This window comes from Pseudomonas sp. FA117 (assembly GCF_057370475.1).
The window spans coordinates 2,929,851-2,946,624 of sequence record NZ_CM170675.1 but is presented as its reverse complement, the minus strand read 5'-3'; the positions used below and the strand labels follow the sequence as shown (position 1 = coordinate 2,946,624).

Annotated in this window: 12 protein-coding genes and 1 pseudogene; 4 read left to right on the top strand and 9 right to left on the bottom strand. The window is 57.4% G+C overall.

Translation table 11 applies throughout. The annotated features are described in order from the left end of the window. Positions 1–9: 9 nt before the first annotated feature. The 5 genes from AC1TXO_RS13480 to proX form a co-directional block, all read right to left on the bottom strand. On the bottom strand, positions 10–732 hold the full coding sequence (locus AC1TXO_RS13480; RefSeq protein WP_004577327.1) for an LrgB family protein: 723 nt from the start codon (positions 730–732) through the stop codon (positions 10–12). Continuing rightward, on the bottom strand, positions 729–1,130 hold the full coding sequence (locus AC1TXO_RS13475; RefSeq protein WP_004577326.1) for a CidA/LrgA family protein: 402 nt from the start codon (positions 1,128–1,130) through the stop codon (positions 729–731). The genes AC1TXO_RS13480 and AC1TXO_RS13475 overlap by 4 nt, the downstream gene beginning before the upstream one ends. A gap of 450 nt (positions 1,131–1,580) precedes the next feature. Next, complete coding sequence (locus AC1TXO_RS13470; protein WP_004577325.1) at positions 1,581–2,600, bottom strand: aldo/keto reductase; 1,020 nt, start codon at positions 2,598–2,600, stop codon at positions 1,581–1,583. Positions 2,601–2,697: 97 nt separating this feature from the next. Continuing rightward, positions 2,698–3,069 carry a 4-carboxymuconolactone decarboxylase gene (pcaC, locus tag AC1TXO_RS13465; RefSeq protein ID WP_004577324.1) on the bottom strand — a complete coding sequence of 124 codons (372 nt, stop codon included), beginning with the start codon at positions 3,067–3,069 and terminating at the stop codon, positions 2,698–2,700. Between the two features lie 61 nt (positions 3,070–3,130). Beyond that, positions 3,131–3,736, bottom strand: coding sequence for a glycine betaine/L-proline ABC transporter substrate-binding protein ProX (gene proX / locus AC1TXO_RS13460; protein ID WP_004577323.1), 606 nt, complete (start codon positions 3,734–3,736; stop codon positions 3,131–3,133). Between the two features lie 56 nt (positions 3,737–3,792). Here proX and AC1TXO_RS13455 point away from each other — a divergent pair. The 4 genes and pseudogenes from AC1TXO_RS13455 to AC1TXO_RS13440 all read left to right on the top strand — a co-directional run. Then, a pseudogene (locus AC1TXO_RS13455) lies at positions 3,793–3,963 on the top strand (aldehyde dehydrogenase family protein); the annotation flags it as partial. 21 nt (positions 3,964–3,984) lie between these two features. Continuing rightward, positions 3,985–4,560 (top strand): aminotransferase class III-fold pyridoxal phosphate-dependent enzyme, encoded by a 576-nt coding sequence (locus AC1TXO_RS13450; protein WP_004577321.1) that lies wholly within the window; start codon positions 3,985–3,987, stop codon positions 4,558–4,560. A gap of 315 nt (positions 4,561–4,875) precedes the next feature. Further along, positions 4,876–5,277, top strand: coding sequence for a hypothetical protein (locus AC1TXO_RS13445; protein WP_004577320.1), 402 nt, complete (start codon positions 4,876–4,878; stop codon positions 5,275–5,277). Beyond that, the gene (locus tag AC1TXO_RS13440; RefSeq protein ID WP_023102075.1) at positions 5,274–5,594 is read left to right on the top strand and encodes a hypothetical protein; all 321 of its coding nucleotides are present in this window, start codon (positions 5,274–5,276) and stop codon (positions 5,592–5,594) included. Before AC1TXO_RS13445 ends, AC1TXO_RS13440 begins: the two co-directional genes overlap by 4 nt. A gap of 1,223 nt (positions 5,595–6,817) precedes the next feature. Here AC1TXO_RS13440 and AC1TXO_RS13435 read toward each other — a convergent pair. The 4 genes from AC1TXO_RS13435 to AC1TXO_RS13420 all read right to left on the bottom strand — a co-directional run bounded on the left by AC1TXO_RS13435 (position 6,818) and on the right by AC1TXO_RS13420 (position 16,690). Then, positions 6,818–12,325: a DEAD/DEAH box helicase gene (locus AC1TXO_RS13435; RefSeq protein ID WP_031642613.1), complete on the bottom strand. Its 5,508-nt coding sequence runs from the start codon at positions 12,323–12,325 to the stop codon at positions 6,818–6,820. A gap of 17 nt (positions 12,326–12,342) precedes the next feature. Continuing rightward, complete coding sequence (locus tag AC1TXO_RS13430; protein WP_049955556.1) at positions 12,343–13,212, bottom strand: hypothetical protein; 870 nt, start codon at positions 13,210–13,212, stop codon at positions 12,343–12,345. Positions 13,213–13,370: 158 nt separating this feature from the next. Then, positions 13,371–15,263: a hypothetical protein gene (locus AC1TXO_RS13425; RefSeq protein WP_004577317.1), complete on the bottom strand. Its 1,893-nt coding sequence runs from the start codon at positions 15,261–15,263 to the stop codon at positions 13,371–13,373. Further along, positions 15,260–16,690, bottom strand: coding sequence for a hypothetical protein (locus AC1TXO_RS13420; RefSeq protein ID WP_104443851.1), 1,431 nt, complete (start codon positions 16,688–16,690; stop codon positions 15,260–15,262). The genes AC1TXO_RS13425 and AC1TXO_RS13420 overlap by 4 nt, the downstream gene beginning before the upstream one ends. Positions 16,691–16,774: the final 84 nt, after the last annotated feature.

Sequence of the window (16,774 nt, the reverse complement as noted above, 5' to 3'; positions counted from 1 at the left end):
AAGCAACACTCAGGCAGGCCACAGGGAACTGATCAGGGGGACGATCACTGCGGTCAACAGTCCATTAAGGCCAATGCCGACCGCCGCGAACGCAGCCCCCAACCCACTGAGCGGAGCAATCTGCGCGGCGGCTACCCCACTGCCGGCGACCCCAGCAGCCAGCCCATGGGCACGCCAGTCGTCGACACGTAGCCAACCCAACACACTCCGCCCCAAGACTGCGGCTACGATTCCCCCGGCAATGGCCAGGCTGGCGGTCAGTGCGGGGACTCCACCAACCTCCTCCGACAATGCCATGGCGATTGGCGTAGTGACCGATTTGGGTGCCATAGAAAGCGCCACACTCCGATCCCCTCCCAGTAACCAGACCAGCACAACACCGCTGAGCGTCGTGGTGAGCGAACCGGCCAGGAGGGCCAACCCTACCCCACTCAAGCTGCGCCTCACATGGCTGAGGTTAAGTGCGAGTGGTACCGCAAGTGCGACAGTTGCTGGTCCCAAGAGGAAATTGATGAATTGCGCACCAGAATAGTAGGTGTCGTAACCGGTCCCGGTCGCTTGCAGTACCACGACCATCAATACGATGGCTATCAACACGGGATTCGCCCAGGCGGCCCCTGCACATCGACGTTGCACCTGTTGACCGACCACGAAGGCTAACAACGACAGCGACAGCCATAACAGAGGAGAGACTGCCAATGGTGTCCATAACGCAAGCAATGAACTAATCATGCCCGATCCTCTTCACTCGCCGATGCTTGACGCCGTTCAGCCAGACGCGTCAGGTGATGCATCACCAAGCCAGTGACCACCAGGCCAAGCAGTGTAGAAACTAGAAGGCCGACCGCAATCGGTATCCAGTCTCGCTCGAGTACACCCAACTCGGCCACAATACCTACGCCAGCCGGTACAAACAGCAATCCCATGTTACCGATCAGCGACTGCGCCACTTGCGTCAACGGCGCCGGTGCCCCATCACTTGGGACAATCCAATGGTTGGCAAAAGTGACCAGTGCCACTGCGAGCAGGAACATACCAATCACTGGCCCAGGTAACGGCAGATGGAACAGGCGCCGGGCAATTTCCCCCAGCAGTTGTGCACCGATGAGCATGGCGAAAGCAGCGGGCATATGAACCTCAGTCTAAGGTGTTGCGACCCGCGACCAGTCTAAAAACCTGAGCCACCCAGAGGTTGAAGACCAGTACAATGGACCGAACAGAGTCAGAACATGGCCCGTTCCCCTTTGCATCTGGAAGGACCGACGAGGTCATGCTGGCCTTTCGGGGGCGCGCTGAAAACCACCCGACTGGCAAATGATTTGTGCGGAAAGGGTATTTGAATGGGTATCCGCTGTGGAGAAGACATGGATACTTTGGCGAGCACGCTTTCTGACCTTTCAATGGCAACGCTGCAGGGTTGAACGTTACCACCACAGCCCGCTGGCCAATCGCCTGTTTGCTGCCCTACTTCGCCTCATACCCCGGCCTCGGTGGCCTGGCCGGGTAGCGTCAATATCGGCATTGAGCGCCAGCAAGTTGGTCTGCTCGCCATCCAAGTGAAGCTTACGATCGGCGGGACATTACCGCCGAGGCAAGGGAGAACTGAAACGCCCCTCGACCGGGTAGCTAGGGTCAGTGTAGTGCGGCGTGGAGCAATGCCCGGGCGGTACCAGGCTGTCGACGAAGCACTCGTCCTGCTCCTCGATACGCACCTGCAATGCTTCTAGGTAACCGTACCACTGCGCCTCGGTGCGAGGCCCGGCGATGACCGAGCTCACGCAGCGGTTGTTGAGGACCCAGGCCAGAGCAAAGGCAGCGCTGCTGGTGCCGCGCGAGGCGGCGTGGGCGGCGACCGATTGGGCAATGTGCAGGGATTCGCGCCGCCATTCGGTTTGGCGGATGCGCTGGTCGCCGCGCCCTGCCCGGCTGTCCGACGGTGGCGGGCCGTCTGGAGCGTACTTGCCGGTCAGAACACCCCGCGCCAGCGGGCTGTAAGGCACAACACCCAAACCGTAGTGATGGGCGGCAGGCAAATGCTCGACCTCAACGCTGCGGTTGACCAGGTTATACAGCGGCTGGCTGGCCACCGGCCGGTCCAGGCCCATATCGTCGGCCAGACGCACCACTTCGGCAATGTACCAACTGCGGAAGTTTGACACCCCGAAATAACGTACCTTCCCCTGGCGGATCAGGTCGCCGACGGCGCGCACGCCTTCTTCCAAGGTCACACCGGGAACGGCACGGTGGAAGTAAAGGATGTCGAGGTAGTCGGTGCCGAGGCGCTTGAGGCTCGCTTCGACGACTTGGTTGATCCATTTGCGCGACTGACCCTGGCGGTTCGGGGCAGTATCGACGGGTGAGCCGAACTTGCTGGCCAGCACCCAGTCGTCGCGCTGGGAGGCGATGCCCCGGCCGACGATACACTCGGCGGCACCGCCGGTGTAAACGTCGGCGGTGTCGATGAAGTTGACACCCTGGGCATGGGCGTGGGCAATGATGCGCTGGGCGGTCGGTTCGTCGGTCGCGCCGCCGAACATCATGGTACCCAGGCACAAGGGGGAGACCTTCAGGGCGCTGTGGCCCAAGTAGCGGTAGTCCATGAATATCACCGTGGGGAGGGTTGGAAGTGTGCCTGCAGCGGCTGAGTCACGGGGCGAACTCGCGATAGCGCTGACGCGAGAGCCCCGTGCCAGGGCATCAACCCTGCTGGAACACCTCACGGGCACAGCGGAAGCTGTCCACTGCCGCCGGCACCCCAGCGTAGATCGCCGCCTGCAGGAACACCTCGCGGATCTCGTCCTTGCTCACCCCGTTGTTCAGCGCGCCACGAATGTGAAGCTTGAGCTCGTGGGGCCGGTTGAGCGCAGTCATGAACGCCAGGTTAAGCAGGCTGCGGGTGCGCCGGTCCAGGCCCGGCCGGTTCCATACATCGCCCCAGCAGTATTGCGACACCAGTTCCTGCATCGGCATGCCGAACTCATCGGCGTTGGCCAGGGCGGCGTCCACGTAGGCGTCGCCCAACACTTCACGACGGGTCTGCAGCCCGCGTTCAAACAGTTCCTGATTCATGCAAGGTTCTCCGTTTCGATACTGGATAAGTGCCGGGGCGCCAGCCGCCCCGGCGTGACTGTCACTTGGCCGCGGCGATCCACTGATCGAACTGCGCCTGGTTGGCGCCGATCCACTGGTCGGCGAGCTTGCGGATCATTTCCGGCGAGCCGCCCTCCTTACCGATCGCTGCCTCCCACTGCGACCACACGGCAGTGGGGAAATGCACCTGCTGCATCAGTTGCCGGATCGCCGGGTTGTCGGCGAGGAACTGCTTGTTCGCCACCGTGTGGTAGTTCCACGAGCCCATGGCCATACGGCACGGGTTGGCATCGCCGGCGCAGCCCTCGACGTCCTTGACCAGCGCCGAGCCGTCGTTGGGAATGTCCGGGGGCAGCGCGTCCTTGGGCGTAGGCAGCCACAGCACGTCGCTACCCGGTACCAGCGCATTGGTCACCCACGACGGGCTCCAGGCATAGAAGAACACCGGTTTGCCGCCCTTGACCTTGGTCACCACGTCGGCCATCAGCGCCTCGTACTTGCCACGCACCTGGCGCACCGTGCCGGTCAGTTCGAACGCCTTCATCTGGTAGTCGATCACCTTGCCACAGCTCCACGCCGGGTCGCAGCTGGTCAGCTCGGCCTTGCCACTGGAGCCGAACAACGCGGCGACCTTCGGATCTTTCAACTGTTCCAGGGTGGTGATGTTGTTGGCCAGTTGGCCAGTGCGGTCTTCTTGTCGATCAAGTATCCGAGCAGTTGGAGTACGGCATGGTCGCGCTCAACACGCCGAAATTCACCGGCGCACCGATTCCTTTCGGTGGCTGGAAACAGTCCGGCCTGGGCCGGGAAGGCTCAAAACATGGCCTGGCCGAGTACATGGAACTCAAATACGTCTGCGTCGGCGGCCTTTGATCAAATAACAGGAGAACAACCATGGACAAGCAAAAGATCGACCTCATTTCGGCCCAGGATCGTGGCGCGGTACTGCACCCGTTCACCCACCTGAAGGACTTCGCTTCCGGGAAACTGGGAGACCCAACAATCGTCGAGACCGGCAAAGGTATCACCATCACAGACGCGACCGGCCGTGAGTACATCGACGGCTTCGCCGGCTTGTATTGCATGAACGTCGGCTACGGCCGCACCGAGGTAGCCGAAGCCATCTCCCGCCAGGCCCACAAGCTCGCGTACTACCATACCTATGCCGCGCACACCACCGACGAGTTGGCGCGGCTGTCCGATCGGCTGGTAAAAATGGCCCCGGGCAAGATGAGCAAGGTGTTTTACGGCCTGTCGGGCTCCGACGCCAACGAAACCCAAGCCAAGCTGGTGTGGTACTACAACAACCTGCGTGGTCTGCCGAAGAAGAAAAAGATCATTTCCCGTGATCGCGGTTACCACGGCTGCTCAGTCGTTTCGGGGTCCATGACCGGTATGTCGTTCTACCACGACTTCATGGACCTGCCGGTCTCCGGTATCTTGCGAACCGGCGCTGCGCACCACTACTAGTGATCAGAACTGAAAAGACCAAAAAGCGGTAAGTCAATCCCCCAAATCGACCCTGCCGCACATTCCCTAAACATTAGTTCCAGGCCGCCCACCGCCATCACGCGGCCTTAGTCGTTCAACCTGGCCCTTTCTGTGTCTACTGTGTCATTGGGGGATTCCAAGCCGTTGCTTGAAAGCTCCACATCCGTGACGTACATACGATTCCGCTGAACGACCGCCCTTGCCACGTCGACCATAAAAACCACAAAGCTATGGCTTTGCTTACTGTTGATTTGGGGGCATGCTGTTAACGAAAGGTCGCGAGGGGAACAAGTCATGAACCAAGAGGCATTTCAGTTAACCGCGCTGTCGGCTGCAGAACTGGCTGATTACCTATGCAACACGAAAGGGACAACCTCTCCAGGGGAGCGTTACGCCAAGGTCTTTGGCCTCAACCCAGCTGAGTTTGACGTTTACCTCACTACTTATCGCCAAAGCCAGTCAGATGGTGCAACCATGCCTGACTCCGAAGCAGCGCTACGCTTCATAACAGATGTCCTACGGGTGGTTCTGACGGTGACTGAGACCGGAGTTACTGTCGAGCAAGCCATTGGCTGGTTCCGCCAAGATCAATTGTTAACTTTCGAAGGGCGAACTGCGGAACAACTGGTCAGTCAGGGCCAAGCTGAGCAGGTGCTGCAATTTCTGGCCTCCTGGCAGGCCGGGAGCCAAGGATGAGTAACGACGCCTACCTACAGACCGGCCAGAAACCGAACTATCACTTATGCTATCGAACCATCCTTTGCGCCATGGATGAGCGATACGACATACGCGGCTATGTACTGGCGGAAATGGTGAGAACATGTCTGAAACACCGAGCTTGTCTATCTGCGGAACAGCGCGAGTACTTTATGCGATATGCGCAACCGGCGGCGATCACCTATCTCGAAAATCTAACGGCCGATTTACTGTTTGGTCCACAGGGACGCTTTTCACCTGAGGAGTATCGTTATTCACAAACAGCAGATATCAATCAGTTTCGAGGTCTCTGGTGAATACATGAAAAGAGCGCGCGCAGGACATTGGGCAGGATCGAACTCGCGCTTTATTTCGAAACCGATGAATCGGAGTATCACCAGCGAGCTATAGGTCCAACCTTGATCAACCAGCGCTGTTTTGCACTCACCTGAAACCCGTTCCACATTGTCCGCCAGACAAAGAAGGCGGGGTCGTTGCTACTGAGCCTTTTGTTTTTCACTCTAGCTTAGCGGGCCGCAACGTCCGATCAGTCGCACATCAGTAATGACGCGATGATCCCTGGCGGCATCTCCAACTGATGAGTCCTCTTGCGTTCAAATCAACGGGCAGCGATTTCGCCCAGTCGGCATCAAAATAGTCGCCGTCTTCATTGCACGAGTGACAGCGACACGCATGCTAAACGGGCCTGACGCACGCGATCCGCGATTGCTTCGGTCGGCAAGAAAGGATGCTACGTTTAATGAGATTCAACTGACCACCTCTAAGGTAGTCAGCTGAGCCTGATCCTTATGATCTCATGAGCGCTTCAGGGGTGTGCTTCCTTCAAGTAATGCCTTAACTCTCTGATGCGCACCGGGCATTGACGACTCATGGCTCCTCCTATTTGGGCAATTATGAGGCTTGGAGGTGTCTAGGAAACCAGGGGCGATTCAGTACGCGGGTATTCCGATCACCGCGTTCCTGTTGGTATGCGCGGTGTTCGTACTGGTCCAACGTTTCGGCGTCGATCTGATCCGACTTAGCTACGACGCCTGCCACTACCTGCATCCAGGGTATTCGCCGTGACCTGCAGCAAGGAATTCCGTGGAGCCCATGGGCAGGTGGGTGCTGGACAGTGGTTTTCTCGATCGCCAATGAGGTAGTCATTGATCCGATCAGCAACGGGGTCCCTTTCACGTCCGCCTATAGCAATTTGCTAGCAGATCTGGTCGGTGTTGGCAGCTTTCTCTTGATCGTCCACCTGCTTCAGATGCGCTCTGTAGCTGGATCCTGCCTATCCGGAAACAACTGTCCCTAACCGCGAGACAGCTTGCTCGTCCTGGGCGCAAACATTGCGTTCCAGCAGCAGTTGTCGAGCCAGTATGGCGCGATGAATGAGACTGCAGAAAAGACCTCCGTAACGATCGCCAACAAGCCGTGAGGGCCAGAACTGGCGGTTGAGCGTACGCTCAAAACGACCCGGCCAGTCACGGGGAGTGACTGGCCGGGCAACTGAACTTCAAAACTAGAACAGATCCACCTACGATTTAAACAGCGATTGTACCTTCAATTGGGCGTTCGCCAGATCCGAGCGTAGCAGGTACTCGTTGAGCCCGATCACTGCGTGAACTCCTGCAGTGCCGCCAATGGGTTGCTGGCGCTCCAGACTATCGATGAGCCCCGGGTAGCAGCCCACCGCTACCGTTTTACCCTCTCGGTCAACCAGCAAGGGAGCAGAGGGAATCGAGCCAACCCTACAGGCATACCCTGCTAACTCAAGGCTGGCTCGAAGCTGGGCCAGTTTCACCATCTGCCCCGTCGCCGGCAAACATGCCGGCTCCTCTCCTCGTATGGCGTACCGCAAGAGCATCGAAGCCAAATGTCTATCAAGGCGGTGTTGAAGATGTTGGTTATGGAAGTGATTGAGGCATTCTGTGCAGGAGCTCTCACATGTACAGTTCTCTAACAGCTCAAGAGTCGCGTCCAAAACCTCCTCCATGTGTCGAGCTGCAATCTCTGCGTACCCTGCCCCCCCTGACAACGTGTCATACAAAAATACATCCAGGATGCGAGCCTCATCCAGCAGCGCGGGTTCAATCCTAAAGCCAGAGCCGAATTCGGCAGGGTCCAGATCTAATTGCCGATGCCGACTGGCCGCTAGCCGCAGCGCTTCTGCAAGCGAATGCAAGGCATCTTCGAGAATGCGCAACACCACCCCGTTGACCGTATCGGTAACAATTGGCGAGGCGATTTTGAGGCGTAACAGGAGAAGGTCCGTATCGAAGTCATGGCCTAGCAACACGCGTGCGAATTTACCAGAGCACTTCGGCGGTGTTCCTTTTGGACCGAGTTGTTTGTATGGACGTTCATGGGCCCCCGCGTTTGCCTCCTGATCGAAGACCGAGGCATTGCCGCATTCCATGCAGACTGAAAAGCCACCCTCGCCTGTGCCTTCCTTGCCTCGGTTGACGGTGACGAGCGTGCGGTCTACCGCATGGGTAAAGCTCGCGTAGGGACCACATGCGGAAAAACTGAAAATCTCCGGATCAACGGGTTGTGGCAACTGGGCCATCGTCGCGTAGGTGATTTCTTGCTCACGGTCATTATCTGGCAAGTCAGCGGCGCTCTCCGGCCCGAAAACTTCTGGCACAATCATCAGTTCAGTTATCAACTGTTGGCCGCAGACGGGACAACCCGTTTGTTCCTTCGCTGACCGATTGGGGTCACGCACAAACGAGCAGGCTTTACAGTGTGTATGCGGTTTGGCGTTCTCGAAGAGCGGGCCCGCACGATTCACAACTCCCGGCGGTAGATCTGCAAAGACGCCTCCCGAACGGTAGGTTTTCTTGTCAATAACGATGAGGCGCCCCGGGGCATACTCGCTTAACGCTTTGATAATCGACTGCTGCGGTCGTTGCACCGTGCGCACGTCCCAACGATCTCGCGCGTTTTTAGTCAGCTTTTCTACTAGGAAGCTGCATAAGCTGGTCGGAAACGCGTAGCTGGGGAGCAATCCGTGATAGAACAGAAACTCCAGAAGCTCCGCCTGTTCGATACTTGATGAGGGATTTTCAATGTCCTGGGCTTCTTGTCCAGCGATTTCCTCATGCGTGGCATTCACCTGGATGGTTGAACCAAGCTTCTTAAGTTCCACGAGTAAGCGTTGACTGGTCGCGGCTAACCACTCCATCAACGAAAGGCCGCGGGTATCCAACCCCGGCGGTAGCCAAGCCACAATTGACTCTCGGAGATCGCCGTCGCTGGCGAGCACCCGACGTGTCACCCAAGCCTCAAAGCTCTTCAAGTTCGGGCCGGATTGGTCGGAACTGCAGAAGAAATCCTCGGTCGGACCAAGCGCTTTGAGCAACGACGAGGTTTTTTCAGTCGACGCGCCAGTGCCTTGCGCCATGATTTCATGGAAGAAAGTCTGGATCAGGTACGCGTGAAGATGCCGGCGCGCGATTTTCGCATTGTCTATCTTGACCTCCGGTGTACGTGGGGGGCCCGCCACGATACGCGCTGGGTTCAAGAAGTAGTGGCTGTCATGTGGTCCATTCTGTGAATAGGTTACGACGGTGGATACCGACGAACCGCGCCGCCCTGCCCGGCCGGCGCGTTGCTGGTAATTTTCCCGCTGCGGAGGAACGTTCCTCAGCGCCACCGCTACCAGCGAGCCAATGTCGACCCCTACCTCCATCGTCGTTGTGCAACTGAGCACGTCAATCGGGCGGTCCCGATCCTCAATAAGCACGTCCTGGAATCGCATTTCGTAGAGTTCGGTGGTGGCATGCACTCGACTGCGGTCACGGTTCGACAACTGCGCCGTGTGTTCCTCGACGCTCATGTTGGATAGCTCTGCACCTGGTGTTAGGGCGCGCGCCACCGGAAGTCGCCAGAACTCTTTGCGAGCCGTGACGTAATCGCTGTTTATCGGATCGATGGAGGACGCCGCGTCGCTGCCGCACGCCAGGCAAACCTTACCTGCCAAAGCGAAGGGCATCAGGGCTGTGCAGTCAGCGCATTGCGCCCAACAATGCGCCAAGTCGACGACAATGGCTAGGGAGTCAGGCACCAGGAACCAGTGACCATCGTCCTCCTCTGCCAACTGATCTCGGAAGATCGCTTCAACGCGCTGAACCACCTCACTCGACCAACCGAAATGGTTGATCAGGCTCTCTTTCAGCGATTTACCAAATTGACCGTTGCTGCCCCATGCCGGTTTCGAGTAGCCCGCAGCCTTGTAGCGGTAGGCTGACTCAATCGATCTATCGAATGCGTACTCTTGCAGCATCGAGTCTATCCAACCTACGGCCAACTCGCGGACGTTCGCTTCGCTTATCGCAAGCTCGGCATTCACCAGGTGCTGCCTCAACTTTCTAAGTTTCAGAGGCGTTGGCTCAACGAAACCGACCATGGTTCCGGACAGTGAGTAGTAGTTGCCACAAAGCAATTTAAGAAGGGCAATTTGGTAGCGCGCCGGAATCTCTTGTAGTGAAAAATTCGCCTCAATGGCTTCCGCCAAGTCAGAGTCATAATTGTCATCAAATAACTTGCGTGCGCTCTCAACTCGTCTTGAATCACCGCCATCGAACATAGGGAGGTCATGCTTGGTCAACACGGAAAGAAATGCCAAGTAAAGCAAGCCGGCGGGTTTGGCGGGTTTGTCTAAGTCCTTCAGTTTCTGACATGCCAAGGCGACAGCCTGCCGAAACACGTCAAGTTCAATGTCGCGCGGAATGTCACGCGCTAGTCGAGCGGCCTTTTGTCGACCATCCGAGAAAATCAAAACCTTTCGCCCTGCATTGGGATGCCGGGCATCTTTGGCTCGACTGGCAGGCTGCTTCGCCATTTGCGTCCTAACGAGCGCAGTGAACGGAGCCTCCCCTTTGGTAAGGTGATCCATGATTTTCGATGGATCATCTTTGGTATTTCTAATCTTACGCGTGCAGACAGGGCAATGATCAAAAGTCAGATCACCTGCGTCTGCCGCCTTGTCCGGTACGCGGACCCTACGGAACCCGGTTTCGTCTCTCGGCTGATCATCCGTGAGGATGCCGCTGGCCATGTGTAACCATTTATCGATGTGACGACTGCGGGGATGAGTGGCATCCTCAACGCACAACTCTATCGGCATCAGCGCAGAAATCGCACCATCTGAAAATGGACCGCTGGGCTGGTGCCAAACGAAGTTCTGCTCCTCGTTCACAAAACCACGCAAGAAAGCTGCCCCGCAATCACGATGCGTAAGCAGTTCATACACACGTCCATTGGACTTACAACCGCACTGGGTCGAGGGTTTCGTATACAGGCGGCCGAGAATCGTGGGCCCGTCGTGATCACCTAAGCGCTTGGAGCAAGTAGGGTTCACGCAAGCGAACAACCCTGGCAACCCCCGATGGAAGAGGTGCAGGCGAGTCGGCAGCAAGACCCGGCCATCCGTGCTCCGCTGTGCGTAACTCCCCAGCGCCAAAAGCGTGTCGGTAGCTTTTTGTGCGTCGACCGCTGGGTAATTGCCAAACAGGAGATCACTTAACTCATCTAAGCGAACTGCGCGACCCGATACAGCGGTAATCAAGTTTTCCAGCGGTTCGAACCCCGTGAGACGTTCAAACAACCAGTTGCGAAACGCGGCATGGTCCTGACTCGGCGGTTGGCTCCAGCCCAACCGTCGTGCCAGTTGCGCTGCGGCCTCGGTGGCCGCGACGAGGTCATCGGCCGAGCGCTGGAAGTCCGCCAAATTGAAATCCGCCAGCGCATTGAGTTGTTCTGCTGGCGCTGCCTGTGATGCGGAACGTTCCTCCGGCGTCCCCTGGATTACCCTGACGCGCCGTGGTGATGTATCAGCCAAACCGGTCAAGTCCCGCGCAAAGCGCTCGCCATCGACTGCCGCAGTTTCAGCAGGTCCCAGACTCGCACTGGTCATAATGCAGCGCATGCGTTCTCGTGGAATATCGAGCCGAGCGCAGAGACGTCGGATCAGCAGGGCCACCTCGGCCCCCCCGGCCCCCCTGTACATATGTGCCTCATCCAGCACGAGGATAAACTCGTTACGCGAGTCCGCTTTGAGCCATGCCTTCGTCTGATCAAAGATGTCGCGCTCGATAGGCCGCATGAGCATGTATTCGAGCATGGAGTAGTTAGTAATCAATAACTCGGGACAACGTGCTTGCATTTCATGGCGAGTCATCATTTCGCGGTCGCCAGGCTGGGTTTGAAGCCGACCGGTCCAGTTTTTTTTGGTGAAATTGTCGCCTTTTTTCTTACCCGATCCGTAGGTCTTCGTTTCGATGGCTGCAGCGCCATAGAAACCTACCAAATCCTTGCTTGGCCAGCGCCCAATCCTCACGAGCTCACCTTTCACGGCAGGCTTTTCGGCGACTTTGTTATAAAACTCTTCAAACAGCGGCTCTATGAAGCGCTCGTCACGCTCTTTGGAGCGCTCTCCCGGGTAGGGGGTGCGCCCGGTATAACTGCCGAAGCGGATCGGGTGGGAACGAGTCTGCGTTAAGATCGACGATGCGTCAGTGTTTCCTACTAGGCGACGGATTCGCGCCAATTGATCATTAACCAAGGCGTTCATCGGATAAAGCAACAGTGCCCGACAACCCGGCAGTTGCGCCGAGTCGGGCCGTTCCTGTCCCTCAATGGCTAATTGACCAATAATTGGCATAAGAAAGCTTTCGGTTTTGCCGGAACCGGTACCTGTTGCGACAACTAAATCTGCAGCCTCGTCACCTAGAAACGCAGTTAGCGCTTGCGATTGGTGCTCGTAGGGCCGAGGGTAAAGCCCGAGCCCCATGAGCGACAACTGGGTGAGCATATCGGCGGCGACCTTGGGAATGGGAAGTCGGTTGAACGGATCTCCAATTTTGTAGACTGAGGTCGCTTCCACATAAGGCGTCTGGACAATCGTTTCAGAACTTAGGAGAAGAGCGTGGCGCTCTCTCACGAGCCCTTCATCGCGAATATGGTATTGAGCTTCGATATATTGTCGAAGACTATCCGCCAGGCTTTTCGCAGTCTCATGAACACCAGATGCTTCATTCATAGAAATCCCACCCATTATTAACTTCCCTCGGCAAACTGGCGCTCAGCCACTTCCACGCTCAACCCTGCAAGTGCTTGGCGCACGAGCGGAAACAGCTCACGTGGTATCACATAGTCGGTCGTCCCTACGCCGCCGCCGAGTGACGGCAGTTGCCAGCCCAGTAGCAGCGCTTTTGTCTCTTCCCGTGGCAGGTAACGATGCAGGCGCAGTCGAACATGTACTTGCGACACATGCGCTTCAACCTTCATGGGATGACCGGCTTGCACGTCGAAATAAAACTGCAAGCGCCTCGCCTGTTGCGGTCGCAGTCCCGTCAGTTGCCGCAGACACCCCCGCGACACCTGGACCACAAAATACTCAAACCGTAGACCTGTACGGCATCTGGCGAGGAAGAGCCCTTCGGCGGTCGCGCAAGCAGACAGCGCGATCCATTTACCACTGGTCCGAATTGAAATGTCCGCTAATTCAGTCGTCGCGGGCGCCAGTTGCTCTTTGGCGCTGGTTAACAACTGGGTCGACCACGCCTGCAATCCTTCGATGGGGGAGCCAATCCATTCGTTTGGCTCCCAGAGGTCAATCCGTTCCGCGCAGGCATCGACGTTGACTAGTCTGACCCGCCCTGCCCCGCGCATCGCGATTGGCCAGGGAAAGGTTTGTGCGGGCCCCCCGCCGATGATCACTGCCTGCTTGTCCCCAAGTCTGACCGCCTGGGGTGAAGGCGTTAACCAACGTCCGCCGTCGAGTCGCACCAAATCCCCAAGGTCACCCAGACTGTACAGAATCGCCTTGATACCTGGTTCAGCAGCGTGTTCGTCGTCGAGAGTCGGCCACAGAGGCGTCAAACGCTGGCGGACTATACTTGTCAAACTGAGCGTGGTCGCAGGCACCCAAGCTTCCCGGTCATTCCTGGGCGCGGAACAAAGATAGGATGCAGCCCGCAAGCACTCCGCTACTGCTGCGACCCTTAATCCTTCACCGTCGTTTCTGCAGCCCAAAGCGGCGGCCAAGGTTTTCCGGGTGGCGTCGCGATTAACCCCCACCCACTTCACTCAACACTCTCCGCGTGCACGGCGTCCGCGTCGATGTCGCTCAGTAACTCGGTCGTGCTGCGGGTAAGCGCCTCTACTGGCCCCCCGAGTGATTGAGCCCATGGCAGTGCCCATTGCTTCATCACGGTGTGAAGCGCTCGCTCAGAAGGACCTTGCAATACTAGTCGCAATTGAGCGTACGCTCGGTCAGCGATCCTGAGCCACAGGTTCCCTGGAGCAAAGTCCACCTGCCCTAGACGCTCCCTCAGCGTGCTTAGCAGTGCCAATGGAGTGTTTTCAGCCTGGTTGTGCAGGGCTTTCCAATCATCCACGGTCAGTTGGCCGAACTGCATTAACGGCATCTGCGCCGATAACCCACGCATAGCAAACTCGTCCGTATCAAACACCGGCCCGAGTTCTGACAGCGTCCCGCCGTCCGGAAACGCCGCAGGGCCGTGGGTCCAAGACGCAATCAGAACCAAGCGACTGTTAACACTCGTGGCGAACTGACGACGTGCCACAACATCGCGAATGGCACTGCCATACACCTCGAATGCCGACCTGTTCGCGCCTTTGAGCAACAAGCATCCAGACGACTCGGCTACCACTTCGAGGCAATCTGTCGCTGCGTCCTCTGATACTAGCCCTACGGGAACTCGCCACTCATGGAAGATCGCCCCTCCTACCGCTGCTGCGACCGCATCTGCGATTAAATCCGCGGTTGAACCTTTGAACTGAATAAGTTGGCCGCAGATGATTGCCGCCAAAATATGCCGCGCGTAGCTGTTGGCCTCGCGCTTCACTACGCCGCTTGCCTGAAGGTTGTTGGCAATGACCTGGCAGGCAACTTCTATGGAGTTTATTTCGACGAACGGACCTGTTGCTTCGTTCTCGATCAAGCGGACGCGTGATTGACCCCCGACTTCATGGCTCGGTCCGACGACTCGAGACTCCTGGGTGTTGACGCGCGCGTGCAGTGAAGCAAGGTTGGCTGCCGCGGCATCCCAGTCGAGACCCCGGGCGTTGAGGATCGCCAGTGCTTCCTCGAGCACTAAAACCCGCGCACGCTCGGCAACCAAGTTCTCTACCTGGGCAGCTAGGGCGCTTACCCTCTCCGAAATGAGCTCGCCGCGCACGTCTGAGTCAGCCAGTGCTGTCGACGCCTCCTGCTGCGCGCTACCCGTTGACTGAGCCAGTTCGCTTACCTGCTCCAAGCGCAGATCGACGCTTTGCAGTGCGGTACGCCACTCAGCGATATCCTTGTGAACACCACTGAGGTTGGCCGTCATCTGCTCAACCGCTTCGGTGGTTACTGTCGCCGTCAGTTCAAGTTGGTCAATGCGCTCGGCGATTTCCTCGGCCGCCGTTTCAGCTAAGTCAAAATAACCCTCAATTTTATCCAAACGGCCCGGCAAACCATCAATCATCCGATCCCTGGCGAGGGTGGAAGCCGGATGAAAGCTATTCAGGGCGGCCTGCATGGCAGGATCTTCGGCGAAACCACTGTACGTCGCCAGCCGCTCTACCGTTTCCCTTGAGGCATCAGGATACAACTCGGCTAAGCGCTTGAAGAAGCCAGCACCCGCATCCGCCAATTGGGGGGAGGTGTCTGCGGTGGGAAAGGCACTGTCCAAGCGGCTTTTGGCCCACGCTACCCACAGGCTAGCGAAGGCTTGCCAGTCAGCCTCGCTTTTATGTCCGGGCTGTGGATGCGCCAGATGCCCGATCAAGCGCCTCTGCTTTTCCTTGAATTCAGGTGGGGATCCTCGCCTAAAGCCGGGAATTGAGGCTTGACGATCAAAGAACGACTTGCGAAAGGCATGGGGTACCTCTTCGATGAACTCGGTAATCATCATTGTTCCGAGCGCCGAGATCCGCTCTCTTGCCTCTTGGCTGTACAGGTAACTCATCGCGAGACCCCATCTCCTGAAGATCGAATATCAAATCCACGTGCACGCACATCAGCCGCCAATTGCCGATAATTCGGTACCAGTCCCGGATTGGGACGCGCGGCCAAGAAGGCGTTGACCAACCCTTGGTCACTGCCAGAGAGTGCAATCGCTCCGCCAGCGTGTAGCTGAGATAGAAAACAACGCAGGCGCAATCTTAAAGACCGCCCAAGCGAAAGCAGTACGGTTGTTGGGTTGTCCATCGGCTGCGTAGCGCCGATGGACAACCGTCCGAACCCGCCGAAATCCAGGTAGATCTGGTATTTGGGGTCGGTGATATAAAGTTTGAGCAGGCTATTCAACGCAGGGGACAACTGGCATTTCTGCGAGGTGTGGTCATCCGTCACGTCGCTAGACACAAGGTGCCGGCTCTCCCTATGCCCATTAGGTGAAATAGCCTCTAGCCTTCCCCTGGTGCCCATCGGCATTGCCAGAGAATCGAAACACAGTTCCTGTGCTCTCGTCGCCATGACATAGGTTTGGCATCCCCTGCGGTGCAATGGGGCAACAACACGTTCCCCTTTATCGTCAATGAAAACCAAGTCTACCGTAGGGTGTTTGTAGCTTCGCGCCAGCGAATTATTCTTGGAAAAATACTTATCGACATCCGGATGCCCGGTTTTTCCGATCCTGAAATCATCGCTTCCTTCGCGTATCACAGTGAATAGCGCAGGTGACCGATCGGGCGCCGTTACAGAAATGCGATCATTCTGGTTAACGGCTTGCAAGGTTGGCCCGCCGTCGTGTGCTCCTCCCGGCATCCGGTGAGCGGCGAGGATGACCGCTTCAGACTCGATGTATTCAACCGTATTGATGCTGGAGTAACGGGTAAGGAACGGCCAAATGGTTGTGATCGAGGGTGTCGCAGGCATAACGCTCAGTTGGGTAAATTCTTCCAACCACTTTATGCAGGCCTCTGACGGGGTATCCGGAACCGTTACCAGGGCCAACTGCCATCCATGCCTTGACTTGAACCTGTCCACCAGCAGTTCCTCAGGGAAGACTGGTGTCGCCGGTACTGACCATAACAGGGCATAAGTCTCGGAGCGACTTAACACCTGCGCGCGGGGGAAGCCGCTGTCGCCATCCCGACCAATGGCGGTGAACACGGCTGCACCCACCGCAGATAGGCCTGGGCATGTCCTGGCAACGCCTGATACGAACAAAGGGTCCGGCTTGCCTTCGAAGGAAATGATTTTGTAGTCGTTTGCTGTGGGCTCTGCGGTTACCCTGAAACCTGAGCCCATCCCGCGCATATTAAGCTTCTGCACCCTGCCGCCGACATCGAGGTTGATGTAAGCGTGACATGTACGACAGGGAGGCAAGACTAATTCAATCCACCACGCCCCTGCGTTCTCACCTTTTTTTATCATCAAGCGCAGATCCATCTGCCGCATCGATGCTGGTTGAGCCTTATCAGAGTTGACATGGCTCAGTGGCCCGGACATGAAATAAGCGCAGGAACTGGAGGA

Bases quoted from the DNA above. Each gene is read 5' to 3' on its own strand.
- AC1TXO_RS13480 (WP_004577327.1), bottom strand. From the start codon at position 732: ATGATTAGTTCATTGCTTGCGTTATGGACACCATTGGCAGTCTCTCCT.
- AC1TXO_RS13475 (WP_004577326.1), bottom strand. From the start codon at position 1,130: ATGCCCGCTGCTTTCGCCATGCTCATCGGTGCACAACTGCTGGGGGAA.
- AC1TXO_RS13470 (WP_004577325.1), bottom strand. From the start codon at position 2,600: ATGGACTACCGCTACTTGGGCCACAGCGCCCTGAAGGTCTCCCCCTTG.
- pcaC (WP_004577324.1), bottom strand. From the start codon at position 3,069: ATGAATCAGGAACTGTTTGAACGCGGGCTGCAGACCCGTCGTGAAGTG.
- AC1TXO_RS13450 (WP_004577321.1), top strand. From the start codon at position 3,985: ATGGACAAGCAAAAGATCGACCTCATTTCGGCCCAGGATCGTGGCGCG.
- AC1TXO_RS13445 (WP_004577320.1), top strand. From the start codon at position 4,876: ATGAACCAAGAGGCATTTCAGTTAACCGCGCTGTCGGCTGCAGAACTG.
- AC1TXO_RS13440 (WP_023102075.1), top strand. From the start codon at position 5,274: ATGAGTAACGACGCCTACCTACAGACCGGCCAGAAACCGAACTATCAC.
- AC1TXO_RS13435 (WP_031642613.1), bottom strand. From the start codon at position 12,325: ATGAATGAAGCATCTGGTGTTCATGAGACTGCGAAAAGCCTGGCGGAT.
- AC1TXO_RS13425 (WP_004577317.1), bottom strand. From the start codon at position 15,263: ATGAGTTACCTGTACAGCCAAGAGGCAAGAGAGCGGATCTCGGCGCTC.
- AC1TXO_RS13420 (WP_104443851.1), bottom strand. From the start codon at position 16,690: ATGGATCTGCGCTTGATGATAAAAAAAGGTGAGAACGCAGGGGCGTGG.